The organism is Oceanobacillus bengalensis (genome assembly GCF_003628445.1).
Taxonomy (GTDB): domain Bacteria; phylum Bacillota; class Bacilli; order Bacillales; family Amphibacillaceae; genus Oceanobacillus; species Oceanobacillus bengalensis.
This window is the reverse complement of sequence record NZ_RBZO01000008.1, coordinates 111,222-128,868: the sequence shown is the minus strand read 5'-3', so window position 1 is coordinate 128,868 and position 17,647 is coordinate 111,222. Positions and strand designations below refer to the sequence as shown.

Here is a 17,647-nt window from a genome sequence, read left to right as displayed (position 1 = left end):
TGGTTCACATATGAAAAGAGATGCTGTAATCGTTTCTGCAGTACGGACACCTATTGCAAGGCAAGGTGGTGCTTTAGCTACAATTCCAGCACATGTTTTTGGGGCAGAAGTAATAAAAGAAGCAGTAAAAAGGGTCAATCTAAATCCTGAGATAATTGATGATGTTATCTTCGGAAATGTATTAAGTGGTGGTGGAAATATTGCTAGATTAACAGCCTTACAGACAGGGCTATCTATTTATTTACCAGGATTAACGGTTGACCGTCAGTGTGGTTCTGGGATTAATGCGGTTGTTCTTGCAGCACAGGCTATTCAGTCAGGAGCAGGTGATGTTTTCATTGCAGGTGGAACAGAAAGCATGAGTAGGGCACCTTACTTGATGGATCCCCCTGAACGAGCATATAGTCCAGCACCACCAAAATTCCGTAAGTCCCGTCTGTCCCCAGAAGAAATTGGAAATCCACCAATGGGAATTACAGCTGAGAACCTAGTAGAAACATATAATATTAGTAGAGAAGAGCAGGATGCATTTGCGCTGGGGAGTCAACAAAAAATGGCAAGAGCAATGGAGGAAGGACGCTTTGATGAGCAAATTGTGCCAATCACTGTACCAGTTAGAAAGGGCGAACCAATAGTCTTTAAGCAAGACGAGCATCCTCGACCAAATACGACATTGGAAGCACTAGCAAAACTACGACCTGCATTTGTGAAAGATGGAGCTGTTACTGCTGGCAGTAGCTCTGGGTTAAATGATGCAGCTGCAGCGCTTGTAATTATGTCAAGGGAAAGGGCAGAGGGCTTGGGGCTTACACCACTTGCGACCATTCGTGAAGCAGCTGTTGCAGGTGTAGATCCAAATATGATGGGAACTGGTCCTGTACCAGCAACGAAAAAAGTATTGGAAAAGTCAGGTTTAAGCCTAAAGGATATGGATTTAATTGAGTTGAATGAGGCTTTTGCTGCACAAGTAATTGCATGTGATCGTGAGTTAATTTTTGATCCGGAAAAATTAAATGTTAATGGTGGAGCGATTGCACATGGACATCCACTCGGAGCCACTGGTGCCATTCTTGTAACAAAGGCAGCTTATGAACTACAACGGTCTAATGGGAAGTATGCACTTATCACAGCTTGTATTGGTGGTGGACAGGGAATCGCAGCAATTATTGAACGTGAATAAGTTAGGTCAAAACATACTGAACAGTCATTCCTTCTAACAATCCTTTTGTTGGAAGGAAGGCTGTTCTACAATTGGAAAGCTATTAATCATTTTATGAGGCGTACGAAGCATATCGTGGTGAATATTGGATTTAATACATAACGACTAACGGGGGCATATTCAATGAAGGAAGGCGAAATAAAGACCAGTGTTGAATTTCTAACAGCTGAAGCTGCTGTATCAAGGATCCCGGATAAATCCCGTATGATGGTGGGTGGTTTTGGGCGTACAGGGACACCAGAGCATCTATTACAAGCAGTGATTGACAATACAGAAATAGATGGGTTGACCATTATTAGTAACAATATTAATGAAACATCAAATCTACACCATCTATTTATGCAAGGGCGAATAAGAAAGGCAATTGGTTCGTACTATACGACTAGCAAAGAGGTTGTTAAAGCATACCGTGAGGGTCATATGGATATTGAGCTAATCCCTCAAGGGACATTGTCAGAGGCATTACGATTAGGAGGTTCTGGAATTCCTGCCTTTTATACGCCGACATCTGCAGGAACAGAACTCGCAAAAGATAAAGAAAGTCGCGTATTTAATGGAAGAGAATATGTTCTTGAAAAGTCATTAACAGCGGAAATTGCATTAATTAAAGCACATAAAGCGGATAAAGCAGGTAATCTTATTTACCGAAAATCAGCTCGTAACTTTAACCCATTAATGGCTATGGCAGCTGATTTAACCATTGTCGAGGTCGAGGAAATTGTTGAGCTGGGGGAACTTGATCCTGAAGAAATTATTACACCATTTATATTTGTAGATATCGTGGTAGAGAGGGGGAAGGACAATGACTGACCTTAATATTAAACGTTACATCGCATGGCGATCTGCACAGGAATTACAAGCTGGAGTTGTTAACCTCGGAATTGGTATTCCTACTTTGGTTGCAGACTATCTTCCTCGTGGTCTAGTAACCATACATTCAGAAAATGGAATCCTTGGTGTTGGGCCATCACCAGTATCAGGGGAAGAAGATGCAGATTTGGTTAATGCTGGAAAAGCCCCTGTAACGATATTACCTCATTCGTCCTTCTTTGATAGTTCTTTATCGTTTGCCATGATGCGGGGAGGACATATCGATGCAACGGTCATTGGAGCCCTACAAGTAGCAGAAAATGGTGACATTGCAAGTTGGGCAATTCCAGGTAAAGATGTACTTGGAGTTGGAGGGGCAATGGACCTTGTAGTAGGGGCGAAGCGAGTAATTGTTGCAACTACCCATCTCACACCAAAAGGGGAAGCAAAAATACTTTCCAGATGTACCTATCCATTAACTGCCAAGAAAAGGGTGGATACAATTATTACCGAGTATGCCGTTTTTAAAATACGACAAGGAAAATTGTATTTAGTTGAGAAAGTTGAGGAAATTTCGTTCGATGAACTGAAAAAGATAACCGAAGCTTCTTATAAAATAGCTGAAGATTTCAAGTCTGTCGTAAGAGAGTCGGCCATCGATAATTTAAAAGGGGAGATTTTAAATTGAATATACAAGAATTATTTAATTTAAAAGGAAAAGTAGCACTTATCACAGGTGGAGGACGTGGTTTAGGAGCACAAATTGCAGAAGTTTATGCTGAGATGGGATGTGAATTAGCGCTTTGTTCCAGAAAAAAGGAAAGCTGTGATGAAGTAGCTGAGATGCTCTCAAAAGAATATGGAGTAAAGGCTAGAGGATATGCATTAGACGTGACGAGTGAGGAACAAGTGGAAGATGTCGTTAATGAGGTGCTCAGTGACTTTGGAAAGATAGATATTCTAGTAAATAATAGTGGGGCGACGTGGGGTGCACCGGTTGAAGATATGCCGTTAGAAGCGTGGAATAAAGTAATGAATGTTAATGTTACTGGAACGTTTTTATTAAGTAAGGCAGTTGGAAAACATATGATTGATCATAATTACGGAAAGATTATTAATATCGCATCGGCTGCCGGACTTACTGTAAGACCCCCTGAGGTTACCAATACAATTGGTTATACAACAAGTAAAGCGGCAGTGATTCATTTTACAAAGGACCTAGCGATAAAGTGGGCCAGACATAATATTTATGTAAACGCAATTGCCCCAGGAATGTTTCGAACAAAAATGACAAAAGGTACATTAGCTCAAAAAGAAGACACTGTTGTTGAGACGATCCCATTAAGAAAAATAGGTGATGAGAATATGTTAAAGGGTGCAGCAATTTATTTAGCAACACAGGCAAGTGATTTTGTAACAGGTACGGTGTTGAGTGTCGATGGGGGGAGTACGTTGTAGGGGGGAGAAGTAGAATATTTGTCCAATAAATTAAAATGGATGCCATATTATTTTGGTAGGGAACATACTTTATATGGAGTATGTTCTTTTTAGTTGTGTTCTGAAAAAATAATAAATGTTTGTGAAAGCGCTTTTATTTTTTATTCAGAAATGTTATAATATTTTTAAAATTAGAACACTAACCATTCAGTATGCTTTTTAGACTAAATAGTCAGTATGTTGATTAAGAATTGGGAAATCCACAATCAACATCCCACCAGTCAACGGTTAGATTTCTAATAATAAAATCACTTAGTTAGGGAGATGAGAGTAATGGATTTTACTTTATCAGATGAACAAAAAATGGTGCAAAAAACAGTCAGAGATTTTGTTAATAAGGAGTTAAAACCGCTTGAACAAGAAGTTTTAAAGAACGAGAGAGAAGGAAAACCAGGCATTACGAGGGAAAAGGTAAAAGAGTTACAAGCCAAAGCAAAAGAAATTGGATTTTGGGGGATTAATACGCCAGAGGAGTATGGTGGGGCTAATTTAGGTCCTATGATGGCAGCTTTAATTGCCATGGAAATGGGACGCACATTTGTACCATTCAATTTTGGCGGTTCTGCTGATAACATTCTTTATGATTGTAATGAAGAACAAAAGAAGAAGTACTTATTACCAGTTATTAATGGTGAAAAAAAATCATGTTTCGCAATTACTGAACCTGGTGCTGGTTCGGATGCAAGAAGCATAAAAATGCCTGCAGTAAAAGATGGCGATCATTGGGTATTAAACGGAGAAAAAGTTTTCATCACTGGTGGAAATGAAGCGGACTTTGCAATGGTTTTTGCGGTAACTGACAAAGAAAAAGGAGCAAACGGTGGAGTAACCTGTTTCTTGGTTGACCGCGATATGGGATGGCACTCTGAATATATTCACACAATGGGTGAATGGGGGCCAGCGACATTAGTATTTGAAAATGTACGTGTACCTGAAGAAAATATATTAGGAGAAATCGGCGAAGGTTTTAAACTTGGTATGAAATGGATTGGGCAAGGTCGATACATGATTCCAGCAAGTGGAATTGGGGCGGCAGAAAGATTACTCCAAATGGCAATTGATTATTCCAAAACACGTGAAACGTTTGGTAAGCCTATTGCGGAGAGGCAAGCAATTCAATGGATGATAGCAGATTCTGCAGTAGATATTGAAGCTGCAAAGTGGATTGTTTTACGTGCAGCTTGGATGGCAGAAAAAGGTTTGGATGCTCGTCATCAGTCTTCTATGGCTAAATTAAACGGAGCAATTATGGCCAATGAAGTAGTTGATCGTGTACTACAAATTCATGGTGGTATGGGGTATACCAAAGAATTACCAATCGAACGTTGGTACCGTGAATTGCGACTAACTCGTATATTTGAAGGTACTGATGAAATTCAGCGCCGTACGATTGCAAGGAATTTGTTAAAAGGGCATGTTAAAGTAGGAGAGCTTTTATAAGAAGCTTAGGGATTTTAACTAATAATGACCATATATTTTTTTCTTACTAGTTATAGAGACTTCTATATATAGATTATAGAATACTCCTTGAAAGGTGGGTATGAATGAAATCTGAAAGGATTGCTGCAATCGTCGGTGTAGCCGAATCTGACTTAGGAAAAACACCGAATAAAAATGTTTTGCAGCTTCAAGCACAAGCTGCAAAAGCTGCGTTAGATGATGCAGGGTTAACAAAAGATGATGTAGATGCCCTATTTACTGCTGGTAATTGGGCTTGGGCTCCAAACTTAATGTTAGCGGAATATCTAGGTCTTAATACGAAATATATGGATTCGACGAACATAGGAGGTTCATCATTTGAAGCCCACGTGGGACACGCAATGGCTGGAATTCAGGCTGGTTTGTTTAATGTTGCCTTAATTACGTATGGAAGTACGAATCGTACAAATCCAATGAAGCCTACATCCCAGGCGCCTTTAACTGCTCAGTATGAACAGCCATATGGACTACCGGGTACAGTTGGTTCTTACGCCTTAGCGGCAATGAGACATATGCATCAGTACGGAACAACTTCCGAGCAGTTGGCTGAGATTGCAGTAGCAACTAGAAAATGGGCAACCTTAAATGAAAGGGCATACAAGAGAGAACCGATAGAAATTTCTGATGTACTCAATTCACGCTATATCGCTGAGCCTCTTCATCTATTAGATTGTTGCTTGGTTACAGATGGAGGTGGTGCAGTTATTGTAGCATCAAAGGAAGTTGTATCAAGGACAAAGAAACGACCAGTATGGATTTTGGGACATGGGGAAGCCAATTCTCATAATACGATTACGAATATGCCGGACTTAACAGTGACTAGTGCACGTGAGTCGGGACAAAGGGCATTTGAAATGGCTGGTGTGGCAAGAGCGGAGATTGATGTAGCTGAAATCTATGATTCCTTTACGATTACGGTTCTTCTTACTTTAGAAGCATTAGGGTTTTGTGAACCAGGGGAAGGTGGAGCGTTTGTCAGTGGTCAACGGACTGCTCCTGAGGGTTCCTTTCCTATGAATACAAATGGTGGTGGACTATCTTACTGTCATCCTGGAATGTATGGTATATTTCTACTCATTGAGGCTGTCAGACAACTTCGAGGCGAGTGCGAAATGCGTCAAGTTAATGATGCAGAACTTGCCCTCGTACACGGCACAGGTGGAGTATTATCTTCTACTTCCACAGTTATTTTAGGGAGGGATTAGAAAGGTGGTTCAAAAAATTCCTAAGCCAATTTATGATGAAGAGTCTAGGCCCTTTTGGGATGGACTTAACAATGGAGAGTTGCTAATACAGCATTGCAATTCATGTAGAGAAAACATCTTCTATCCACGATCCATTTGTCCACATTGCTTTTCGGAGGAAATTCAGTGGAGCAAGGCTAGTGGTAATGGGAGAATATATAGCTATACGGTAGTACACCAGGCTTTTGGACCGTATAAGGAGGAAGTTCCTTTTATTGTCGGGATTATAGATCTTGATGAAGGTGTAAGGATGATGACACGTATAATAGGAGAACGCGATCAGATAGCTATTGATAAACAAGTTTCTGTGGTGTATCAACAAATAGATAATGATTTTGTCCTTCCGTATTTTAGGTTGGTTTAAATGTAAATTAGTAGTTATTATCCACAGATATCAGTATTTACTAGCACCTATAAAACGGAAGATTGCCTCTTCCGTTTTAGCATTTTAACTTTTTGAAGTGAAAGTAGATGAAGTATATTGATGGATAAAAAGGTATTCTTTTTACTAGGATTCATCATGTTTTTAACGATGACAGGTTATGGGATTGTTCTTCCAACATTACCATTTATAGCGGATGATTTGGGTTTAACGTCATTTCAAATGGGAACTTTAATAACTGGGTGGGCAGCCTCTCAATTAATCACAGCCCCATTATGGGGGAGATTTGCAGATAAAATTGGTAGAAAGCCTGTGTTAATATTCGGATTGTTTGGTTTTGGGATAGCTTTTCTTATTTTAATATTTGCCCAAAATTATTGGCAACTGCTTATTGCCCGAATAATTGGGGCTGCGTTGAGCTCTGGAACACATCCAGCTGTATTTTCGATGGTAGCAGATTTTTCTAATAAAAAAGACCGGAACATTTCTATTGCAAAAATGGGAGCATTAAATGGTCTAGGATTCCTTTGTGGTCCAGCAGTTGGAGGGATATTTACACCATTAGGGGTTATGGTACCATTTATTGTTGCAGGTTCCTTAGCATTAGTTACTTTACCATTGGCGTGGTTATATATTAAAGAGCCAGTTGAGAAAGATACGCAAATAGGAGATGACGAAACACTATCCCTTTGGAGCTCAATTTTAATGGTAACTAAGACTGGCTATTGGAATCTTTATACGATTACTTTAGGTTTGTCTTTAGCTGCATCCAGTTTTTTTGGATTACTCGGCTATTTTATGATAGCACGCTTCGACGCAAGTGCGATATTTGTAAGCTTGGCTTTTAGTGCGCAGGCAGGCGTATCAGTACTTGTTCAGTTTTTCTTACTGAAGAAAATCTATGAAGTTTGGGATGAAGAAAAGATTTCCAAAGTTGGGTTAGTTATTACTACGATAGGATATAGTTTGATTGCATTAGCTCCTATGACTTGGATAGTTATTTTAGGGTGTATATTTACCGGGTTTGGGCAGGCTTGTGTGCGACCAACAGTTATTTCACTTTTATCAAAGCGAGAAGAAATGGGTCAAGGAATAACGATGGGATTGCAGCAATCGATGGATAGTTTAGGTAGGATATTAGGTCCACTGTGGGGAGGATGGATATTCTCAGTATTTGTACCAGGCCCGTTTTTAACATCTGCACTGATTACACTTCTGTTATTTATTATTGTGATAGTTAGCTCAGAACATAGATTGCAGCAGATGCCAAGGGTGAGAGAGAAGAGTTCTAGAATGTAATCGTAGAGACTAAACATAAACAATGAATTATTTCGCTAAAAATAGACAGAATATACATAATTTTATATAAATTATGTATTGTAAACGCTTTCTATTTGGGATATAATTTACTAAAATTATTATTAAATATTTTGTGGAGGGATAAAATGCTTCTTACTGAGTTATTAGATGATAATATCAAATCATTTGGTGAATATTCTCTTCTCTATTATGGGGAGAAATCATACACAAACGTTGAAGCTAAGAACATCACGAAGAAGGTTTCGGCTATGATAAATTCACTAGGAATCGAATCGGGTGAGCGAATTCTAGTATGTATGCCAAATTGTCCAGAGGTAGTGTTCTCTTATCAAGGTATTTTACGATCTGGGGCAATCGTTGTACCAGTGATGTACCTATTACATGAAAAGGAAATAAACTATATTTTGGAAAACTCAGAAGCAAAAGCTATTATTACATCTTCGTTTCTTCTCAGTAAAATGGTAAAGGCCACAGAAGGCTTATTAAAGAAACCTACGATAATTTGTATAGATACTCCACATGAAAAAGACTTGGTACGAGATAGTGATGTAGAAATTGTTGAATGGGAGAAGACTCTTCCAAAGGTTGATATAACGGAAGATAGAAAACCCGAATTAAAAGAAAGTGATGTAGCAGTTATATTATATACTTCTGGAACTACAGGACAGCCAAAAGGGGTAATGTTGACACATAAGAATTTATTTTCAAGTGCATCAAACGGTGCTTCTTTAAGAGAAGCAGATGAGCGGGGGACTACTCTAGGTGTTTTACCACTGGCACATATTTATGGCTTTGGTGTAATGAATGGTTTACTTATTCAAGGAAGTTCAGTTGTTATATTTTCAAAATTTGATGCAGAAGAAGTATTCAAGGCAATAGAGAAGTATAAAGTGAAGTCCTTTGCTGCTGTCCCAGCAATGATACATGCGATGGTGCACAATTCAAATTCTGATAAGTATGATTTATCCTCTCTAGAAACGGTGGGGTCTGGTTCTGCTGCATTACCAATTAATCTAAGGAAAAAGTTCTTCGAAAAGTTTAATACAGAAGTACGTGATGCTTACGGATTATCAGAAGCATCACCAGGTGTTGCTTCTAATCGTAAAGATATGCCTATTAAGGAAGGGTCGGTAGGGATACCAATACCTGGAGTGGAAATTAAAATTGTTGATGAAGAAGGCATTGAACTTCCTCCTGGAGAAGTTGGAGAATTATTAGTCCAAGGTGATAATGTTACTCCAGGTTACTTCCGTAATGAAGAAGCAACAAGAGCGGGACTTAAAGATGGGTGGCTCCATACTGGGGATATGGCAAAGATCGATGAAGATGGATATCTCTTCATTGTTGATCGTAAGAAGGATTTGATTATACGTGGAGGTTTCAATATTTACCCTCGTGACTTAGAAGAATTGCTTGCAAAACATGAGGCTGTTTCTGAGGTTGCGGTAATTGGTGTGCCATCCGAAAGCATGGGGGAAGAAATACTTGCTTGTGTTGTTAAAAAAGAAGGTGTAGATATTTCTGAGGAAGAATTAATTAAGTATTGTCAAGTACATCTTGCCAAATATAAAACGCCACGACAGGTCGTATTTGTAGATGAACTTCCTAGGAATGGCGTTGGGAAAATTCTAAAAATGCACCTAAAGAATACGTTTCAAAATCATAAATTTACAGTTTAATAGAGGAGAAAAATTTGGTAGAAGGGGGAGGAAATATTGGTAAATCAAGATACGCCATTGTTGCAAGTAGAGGAAATGAGGACAGTCTTCCAAACTCGAACAGGTACTGTTGAGGCAGTAAATGGTATTTCCTTCAGTATATCCAAGGGGGAAACAGTTGCAATTGTTGGAGAATCTGGTTCTGGAAAAAGTGTTTCTGCCCTGTCCATCTTGAGATTATTAGAGAGTTCAGGAAGGGTTTCTTCAGGTAAGGTCCTTTTTAATGATTTAAACTTAACTGAAATGAAAGATGAAGAAATACGAAAAATCCGAGGAAAAGATATTGCTATGATTTTTCAGGACCCGATGACATGCTTAGATCCAGTCTATACAATTGGTAACCAAATCATTGAGACGATAAAGATTCATGAAGATTTGTCAAAAAAGGAATATTTAGAGCGTGCAGTAGAATTGTTACGTCTAGTAGGATTACCTGATGCCGAAAATAGAATTCACTCCTATCCACATCAATTGTCTGGTGGGCAAAGGCAGAGGGTAATGATAGCTATCGCTCTAGCATGTAGACCAAATTTAATCATTGCAGATGAACCTACTACCGCCTTAGATGTTACGGTTCAAGCACAAATTATGGAATTACTAAAAGAATTACAGTCCAAATTAGGTACTGCAATTTTCTTAGTTACACATGACTTAGGAGTAGTAGCTGAAATGGCAGATAGGGTTGTAGTTGTGTATGCAGGGCAGGTTGTGGAACAATCAAGCGTTATAGACCTATTTGAGAAGCCAGAGCATCCATATACAGAAGCTTTAATGAAAAGTATTCCTAGGATAGAGACGGATAGAACGAAACGGTTACAAACGATTAAAGGAAATGTTCCGAGTCTAAAGGAACTACCTTCGGGATGCAGATTTCATCCGCGTTGTCCGTTTGCAACGGAAAAATGTCGTAGTGAAGAACCACCACTTTTTAATGTAGGAGAAAATAGAATTAGTAAGTGTTGGCTTCTTGACCCAGAATCAAAAGTAGAAATGACTCTCCCTAGTGCAACGGTAGAAAAGGTAGATGAAAATATTTACTATGATTTGAATGACCAGTCAGAAGATAAGGAGCTATTGTTGGATGTTAAGGAAATCAAGAAGCATTTTCCAATTACAAAGGGAGTTTTATCAAGAACGGTAGGACATGTGCGTGCGGTTGATGGAGTTTCCTTTGATATATATCAGGGAGAAACGTTAGGCTTAGTAGGAGAATCTGGTTGTGGTAAATCAACAGTCGGGCGGCTAGTTACAGGTTTGATTGATTCTACCGATGGGCAGGTAAGTTTTGATGGGAAGGAATTAACGAGTCTCAATCGTCAAGCAATGAAAAAAATGAGAAAACGAATGCAGTTTGTATTCCAGGATCCTTACAGTTCTTTAAACCCACGTATGACAGTATTAGATATTATTGGAGAACCACTAGAAGTTCATGGTTTTGCAAAGGGAGCCGATAAATACGAAAGAGTTGGGGAATTATTGGAAATTGTAGGGCTTTCCAAAAACGATATTCAAAAATTCCCCCACGAATTCTCAGGAGGACAACGACAAAGAATTGGAATTGCTCGTGCGTTGGCTACAGAACCAGATCTTCTAATCTGTGACGAAGCTGTTTCGGCATTAGATGTATCCGTTCAGGCGCAAATTCTTAATTTATTAAAAGACTTGCAGTTAAAAATGGGGCTTTCCTATTTATTTATCTCCCATGATTTAAATGTGGTGAAATATATATCTGATCGAATAGCTGTCATGTATTTAGGAGAAATAGTAGAAGTAACTGACTCAGAGACTCTATTCCAGGAAGCCTTACATCCATATTCTAAGGCGCTAATATCTGCAGTACCAGTTCCTGACCCAACAGCTGAGCCTGAGCGAATTATCTTAAAGGGTGAAGTACCAAGCCCATCTAATCCGCCTACTGGTTGTAAATTTCATACTCGTTGTCCAATGGCAATGGAAATTTGTAAGCATAAAAAACCTCTATTGAAAGAACATTCATCAGGACACACAGTCTCATGCCATCTGTACGGAGAGGAGTAGAGCCATGGCTGAATATATTATAAGAAGGTTAATTTATGGAGTAATTGTTCTATTCATCATGGTGACATTTATATTTGTAGTGATGCGAGCTGTACCTGGAGATGTCGTTACACTGCAATTAGCGGATTCTGGTGCATCAGAAGAGCAAATTGAGGCATTGGAAGCAGAGTTAGGTCTTGATAAAAGCATTCCAGCACAATTAGGTGATTGGATTGTAGGTGCTGTTCAGGGAGATTTAGGTATGTCTCTTTGGTCAGGTCAGCCTGTAACAGAAGTAATTACGGAAAGACTCCCAGTTACATTACAACTGGCAATTATGTCAATTATACTGGCAATTTTAATTGGCATTCCTATTGGTGTCATCTCTGCTGTTAAACATAATACCTTTATTGACCATTTTCTGCGGATAACATCTGTAGGTGGTCTATCGATTCCGAACTTTTGGCTAGGATTAATTTTACTAACTGTTTTAGCGTTAGTATTAAACTGGATTCCTCCATTAGGATATCAATCGTTTTTGGAGAATCCTATTGTAAACTTTCAACAAATGATATTACCTGCGATTTGTCTGGCAATTACACTAAGTGCAAGTATTGTAAGAATGACGCGATCAGCTGTACTAGAAGTCTTGCATTCAGAATTCATTAGAACAGTTCGATCTAAAGGTGCTAAAGAAAGAGTAGTTATCTATAAACACGCGCTAAGAAATTCGCTTGTTTCAGTCATCACATTAATTGGTTTACAAGTTGGTTATCTTCTTGGTGGAACAGTTGTTTTAGAATCCATATTCTCCCTACCTGGTTTGGGAAGCTTAATTTTTGAAACGGTTTCTTCAAGGGACTATCCAGTAGTGCAAGCTGCTGTGCTGATATTTGGAGCAATGTTTTTATTGGTAAATCTAATTGTTGACGTGATGTATGGGTGGGTCGACCCTAGAATTCGAAACAGTTAATTAAATATCCGTGGAAAGGAAGTGATGCAATGTCTCAAGTTCACTTAGATTCTGAGTTGCCAGTAAAAAAAGTGCATATAAGGAAAAATATACGTTTGACGAAATTTAAAGATGATTGTAAGCGTTTTATCCGAACGCAAAAGATTGGGCTAGTTTCTATTTTGTTCATATTTTTAGTTGTGTTGGTTGCTATTTTAGCGCCTATGATAGCACCTTTTGATCCAGTTGATCAAAATAGAGAGGCGTTTTTGGCTGCACCAAATGCCCAACATGTAATGGGTACAGATGACTTAGGGAGAGATGTTTTTAGCCGGATTGTTTACGGATCTAGAATTTCACTACTGGTTGGTTTTGCTACTGTAATTATCTCGATAATTATCGGTATCCTTATCGGTATGGTTTCAGGCTATTTTGGTGGGATAGTAGATATGGTCATTCAGAGAATTATGGATGCGATTATGGCTATTCCAGCATTAATTCTAGCTTTGTTTATTGCAGCCCTTTTAGGACCAGCAATCCAAAATGTTATTATTGCGCTCGTTATTATTGAAATCCCACGTTTTGCTAGGATTGTTCGTGGGGAGATGATGCGAATAAGGGAAACGAACTTTGTTGAAGCTTCCAGGTCTGTCGGTGCAAATGCTTTAAGAATTATTATGAGACATGGATTACCGAATATGATGGCACCAATCATCGTTATGGCAAGCTTAGCATTCGGTCAAACAATCATTGCTGAGGCATCACTTAGTTTTCTAGGAATAGGAACACCTCCACCAAATCCTTCTTGGGGGTTAATGCTAAGCAATGCAAGTAGATATATGGAAAGCGCTCCATGGCTAGTTATTTTTCCTGGTTTAGCTCTAAGTCTATTAGTCTTAGCTTTTAACTTGTTGGGAGATGCATTACGAGATTTCTTGGATCCAAAACTCTCTTCATAGTAGGTGTGTCAAAATATAAACTAGTTGTAAGCGAGGGGGACATAATATGTTAAAAAATTGGAAGCTATTATCAGCTGTATTCTTGTTTGGGATGCTGTTATTGGTATTAAGTGCTTGTTCATCAGAGGATAATGGTGGAAATAGTTCAGAATCACAACCATCGAATGATGAGGAAGGGTCATCAGAGCCAAAACATGGGGGGACATTTACAATGGCTACCCCTGCTGATCCTGATACATTGGATCCACATCGTCAATCATCTATTTATACACATCAAATGGCTGGATTTGTTTATAACAAATTGGTTACGTATGAAACAGGGCCAGATGTTGAATACACGGACTATAATGTTGTACCAGATCTTGCAGAAAGCTGGGATATTTCAGAGGATGGAACGGTATACACTTTTCATTTGCGTGAAGCATACTGGCACGATAAGGAACCCGTAAATGGCAGGCAAGTTGTTGCGGAAGACGTTATTTCAACGATGGAGAGAATTATAAATCTACCAGGTCATCAAGCCGCATTACTATCTGAAGTAGAAAGTATGGAGGCACTAGATGATAAAACCGTTGTATTTACATTAAAACAGCCATTTGCACCATTCTTAAACTTTATGGCAAACCATTTTATGTGGATTCTACCAAAAGAAGCGATAGACGGTGAGATAGACTTATCAACAGATGCTATTGGTACTGGACCATTTGTATTAGAGGAATGGGAAGACAATGTTCAAGCAACTTATTCACGTAATCCAAACTTTTTCGAAGAAGGTAAACCTTATTTAGACGAACTCATCTATAAGGTTGTACCTGATCAAGGGGCTCGTATTGCAGCATTCAGAACAGGTCAGTCTGATGCAATCGGTGGAATTTCACCTGAAGAGTTAAATACTCTAACTAAAAGCAATCCAGATACAATCGTAAAAGAAGTATTGTTTGCTACACAGGAACAAGTATTTGTGAATATGGAACGTGAACCGTTTGACGATTTAAATGTTCGTAAAGCAATCAGTATGGCTATAGATCGTCAATCTATGGTCGATAGTATTTACGGTGGAGGAGAAGTGAGTGGACCGGTTAATCCTTCCTTAGGTAAATGGGCATTACCATTAGAAGAAAGGGAACAACTCCAACCGTATGATCCAGAAGGAGCCAAAGCCCTTTTGGCAGAAGCTGGATTCCCTAATGGGTTTGATACAACGTTAATGGTAACAGATGGATATGGTGAACAATTAGTTCGTGTTGCACAATGGATTGCTGAAGATTTAAGAAATGTTGGTATTAATGCAGAGATTGAAGTTGTAGAATATGCAACGTATTTTTCCGAAAAATGGCCGAACGTTGATTATGATATCGGTGTAGGTTATCAAACGTATTTCCAAGAACCGGATGAATGGCTACGTACACAAATGCACTCTGAAGGCACGCGAAACTGGTTTAACATCAGTGATCCAGAATTAGATGTAATGCTTGATGAACAACGAATGATTATAGATGAAGATGAAAGACGTGAAATGGTATATGACATTCAACGATATGTATTAGAAAATGTTGTAAATCCAATTCCAGTTTCAACTTACTATGTTCAGAGTCCTCAACAGCCATATGTGAAAAATTGGGAACCGCATTCTTCCTATGGTTATATTCACATGAAAGATGTTTGGTTGGATAGATAATTAGTTAAAACTGCAAAGGGAATTTTTTTCTCCCTTGCAGTTTTTAACAAATGTTTGCAGATTCTATGAACATAAAAATCTCTTTAAAAAGGATTTGAATGAAAAGATGGTGCAAAGAGTAGAAAAAATAGAATTGACAACTAATTTTCCAATAGGACCTGTTAATGTATATCTATTATTTGGGGAGAAACTAACTTTAGTAGATGCAGGGTTAAAAACAGAGCAGGCCTGGAAGGAATTAAATGATGGCCTCCATAATCTGGGTCTGACGCTTAATGATATAGAGCAAATAGTGTTAACACATCACCATAATGATCACATGGGATTATTAGAGTGGATTTTAGAGAAGAATCCTGTGCCAGTCTATGCACACAAAAATACAGAAACTTATCTTTGTGATGAAGACTATATGTATTGGTGTGGGGAGTTTTTTGAAAAACTTTTCTATGAATTTGGTCTTACAGCTGAAATGGCAAAGAAATGGGCCTATCGTAAACGTGATAGGGATTTATTAGTAGGATTGAAGATAAACAAAGGGTTACAGGAGGGGGATGAGATTCCCGGATTACCTGGTTGGGAAGTTATTGAAACACTAGGGCATTCGCAGGATCATATCTCTTTATACTACGCTAAGGAAAAAATATTTATTTGCGGGGATCATGTAATTGATGGCATTCATGCGGGGATTTTTTTAGATGCACCGTTTCGTGGTAAGAAACGCGCAAAACCACTTTTGCAGTATATGGAGAACTTAGAAAAATGTGTAAGTCTACCTGCTCAGATAACTTATTCTGGACATGGGCCAGATATTTACAATTTAAGAGACGTTATTTATACCCAATTTGAAAGAACAGAAAAGCGCGCAAACAGAGTGAAAAGTGTTCTTGCAAAAGCTAGTGGAACTGGACTTGACATTATTAAAGAAATGTACCCTGATAGATACAAAAAGGGAGTAATAACTTTTGTTTTTGAAATAACTAGTGTGCTTGACCTTTTACAGGAACGTCATGAAATTACTGCTGAAAAGAAGAATGGAATCTATGTTTATAGCCTTTTATAGGGATGTAAATCTATTAATGATTCTAATTCTATGTTCTAAACCTACTAATCAGTTAGTATCCTTGTATTAATAAGTATTTTCTAAGGGAAATAAAGAATGATGGGAGAGATCTTTATGCATTTACGTCTATCAGAAGAACAAAAAATGGTTCAAGAAACAATTAGAAAATTTGTTGAGAAGGAACTCATGCCACTGGAAAATGAGGTACTTAGAAATGAGAGAGAAGGAAAACCAAGTTTGCCTGCAGCAACGTTAAAAGAGCTTCAATTAAAAGCGAAAGAAGCAGGGTTTTGGGGAATTAACACACCAGCAGAGTATGGAGGAGCGGAACTTGGTCAAATGATGCAGGCAATTGTAATGATGGAGGTAGCCAAAACTTTTGTTCCATTTGGCTTTGGTGGATCTGCTGATAACATTCTTTACTACGGAAATGAAGAGCAAAAGAAGAGATATCTTATTCCTACCATAAATGGTAAGAAACGCTCATGCTTTGCTATGACAGAGCCAGGGGCTGGATCTGATACGAGAAATATTAAAATGACTGCAGTTAAGGATGGAAATGAATGGATCCTAAATGGAGAGAAAACATTCATTACCGGTGGAAATGAAGCTGACTTTGTAATGGTGATAGCTATTACAGATAAGGAGTTACATGAGAAGACGAAAGGCAGAGACGGGGTTACTTGTTTTATCGCTGATCGCGATATGGGGTGGAAATCGGAATATATTCATACGATGGGCGAATGGGGACCAGCTGGACTAGTATTTGATAATGTCCGTGTACCTGAAGAGAATATCTTAGGTGAATTGCACGGGGGATATCGATTAGGTTTAGAGTGGATTGGTTTTGCAAGATGGATTGTTGGTGCACGTGCTGTTGGTAGCGCAGAACGATTATTACAAATGGCAATTGATTATGCAAAAGAGAGGGAAACATTTGGAAAGCCAATTGCTGAGAGGCAGGCAATTCAATGGCAAATAGCCGATTCTGCCGTAGAGATAGAGGCAGCAAAGTGGTTAGTATTAAATGCTGCATTTACGCTCGATAATGGAGAAGATAATAGACATTTAGGTTCTATGGCTAAGTTATACGGATCAAACATGGGCAATAGAGTGGTAGATCGTGTTTTACAGATTCATGGAGGCATGGGTTATACAAGAGAGTTGCCAATAGAGCGTTGGTATCGAGAGGCACGCTTATGGAGAATCTATGATGGAACAGATGAAATTCAACGATGGATTATTTCTAGGAATCTACTAAAAGGTAATGTGAAAATCGGAGAATTTGTATAAATTCAAAAATATAGGAGGAA

The 17,647-nt window shown here is 38.6% G+C and carries 15 protein-coding genes; all 15 read left to right on the top strand.

Annotation, left to right across the window (positions count from 1 at the left end; translation table 11 throughout):
* Positions 1-10 precede the first annotated feature (10 nt).
* Positions 11-1,180, top strand: coding sequence for a thiolase family protein (locus tag D8M05_RS07135; RefSeq protein WP_121130084.1), 1,170 nt, complete (start codon positions 11-13; stop codon positions 1,178-1,180).
* Between the two features lie 162 nt (positions 1,181-1,342).
* Positions 1,343-2,029: a CoA transferase subunit A gene (locus D8M05_RS07130; RefSeq protein WP_121130082.1), complete on the top strand. Its 687-nt coding sequence runs from the start codon at positions 1,343-1,345 to the stop codon at positions 2,027-2,029.
* A complete protein-coding gene (locus D8M05_RS07125) occupies positions 2,022-2,717 on the top strand; it encodes a 3-oxoacid CoA-transferase subunit B (protein ID WP_121130080.1) in 696 nt (231 codons plus the stop codon). The genes D8M05_RS07130 and D8M05_RS07125 overlap by 8 nt, the downstream gene beginning before the upstream one ends.
* The gene (locus D8M05_RS07120) at positions 2,714-3,487 is read left to right on the top strand and encodes an SDR family oxidoreductase (RefSeq protein WP_121130078.1); all 774 of its coding nucleotides are present in this window, start codon (positions 2,714-2,716) and stop codon (positions 3,485-3,487) included. Before D8M05_RS07125 ends, D8M05_RS07120 begins: the two co-directional genes overlap by 4 nt.
* Before the next feature lie 312 nt (positions 3,488-3,799).
* Positions 3,800-4,966, top strand: coding sequence for an acyl-CoA dehydrogenase family protein (locus D8M05_RS07115; protein WP_121130076.1), 1,167 nt, complete (start codon positions 3,800-3,802; stop codon positions 4,964-4,966).
* Positions 4,967-5,070: 104 nt separating this feature from the next.
* Positions 5,071-6,210 (top strand): acetyl-CoA acetyltransferase, encoded by a 1,140-nt coding sequence (locus D8M05_RS07110; protein WP_121130074.1) that lies wholly within the window; start codon positions 5,071-5,073, stop codon positions 6,208-6,210.
* Positions 6,211-6,214: 4 nt separating this feature from the next.
* Positions 6,215-6,613 (top strand): Zn-ribbon domain-containing OB-fold protein, encoded by a 399-nt coding sequence (locus D8M05_RS07105; RefSeq protein ID WP_121130072.1) that lies wholly within the window; start codon positions 6,215-6,217, stop codon positions 6,611-6,613.
* Positions 6,614-6,733: 120 nt separating this feature from the next.
* On the top strand, positions 6,734-7,930 hold the full coding sequence (locus D8M05_RS07100) for an MFS transporter (RefSeq protein WP_245985238.1): 1,197 nt from the start codon (positions 6,734-6,736) through the stop codon (positions 7,928-7,930).
* A 146-nt stretch (positions 7,931-8,076) separates the two neighbouring features.
* Complete coding sequence (locus tag D8M05_RS07095) at positions 8,077-9,630, top strand: class I adenylate-forming enzyme family protein (protein ID WP_121130070.1); 1,554 nt, start codon at positions 8,077-8,079, stop codon at positions 9,628-9,630.
* A gap of 75 nt (positions 9,631-9,705) precedes the next feature.
* Positions 9,706-11,706, top strand: a complete 2,001-nt coding sequence (locus D8M05_RS20735; RefSeq protein WP_121130124.1) for an ABC transporter ATP-binding protein — start codon at positions 9,706-9,708, stop codon at positions 11,704-11,706.
* 4 nt (positions 11,707-11,710) lie between these two features.
* Positions 11,711-12,658, top strand: a complete 948-nt coding sequence (nikB, locus tag D8M05_RS07085) for a nickel ABC transporter permease (protein ID WP_121130068.1) — start codon at positions 11,711-11,713, stop codon at positions 12,656-12,658.
* A 29-nt stretch (positions 12,659-12,687) separates the two neighbouring features.
* A complete protein-coding gene (locus D8M05_RS07080) occupies positions 12,688-13,596 on the top strand; it encodes an ABC transporter permease (protein ID WP_121130066.1) in 909 nt (302 codons plus the stop codon).
* 46 nt (positions 13,597-13,642) lie between these two features.
* Positions 13,643-15,274, top strand: a complete 1,632-nt coding sequence (locus tag D8M05_RS07075) for an ABC transporter substrate-binding protein (RefSeq protein ID WP_121130064.1) — start codon at positions 13,643-13,645, stop codon at positions 15,272-15,274.
* Positions 15,275-15,380: 106 nt separating this feature from the next.
* The gene (locus D8M05_RS07070; protein WP_121130122.1) at positions 15,381-16,334 is read left to right on the top strand and encodes an MBL fold metallo-hydrolase; all 954 of its coding nucleotides are present in this window, start codon (positions 15,381-15,383) and stop codon (positions 16,332-16,334) included.
* A 114-nt stretch (positions 16,335-16,448) separates the two neighbouring features.
* A complete protein-coding gene (locus D8M05_RS07065) occupies positions 16,449-17,627 on the top strand; it encodes an acyl-CoA dehydrogenase family protein (protein WP_121130062.1) in 1,179 nt (392 codons plus the stop codon).
* Positions 17,628-17,647: the final 20 nt, after the last annotated feature.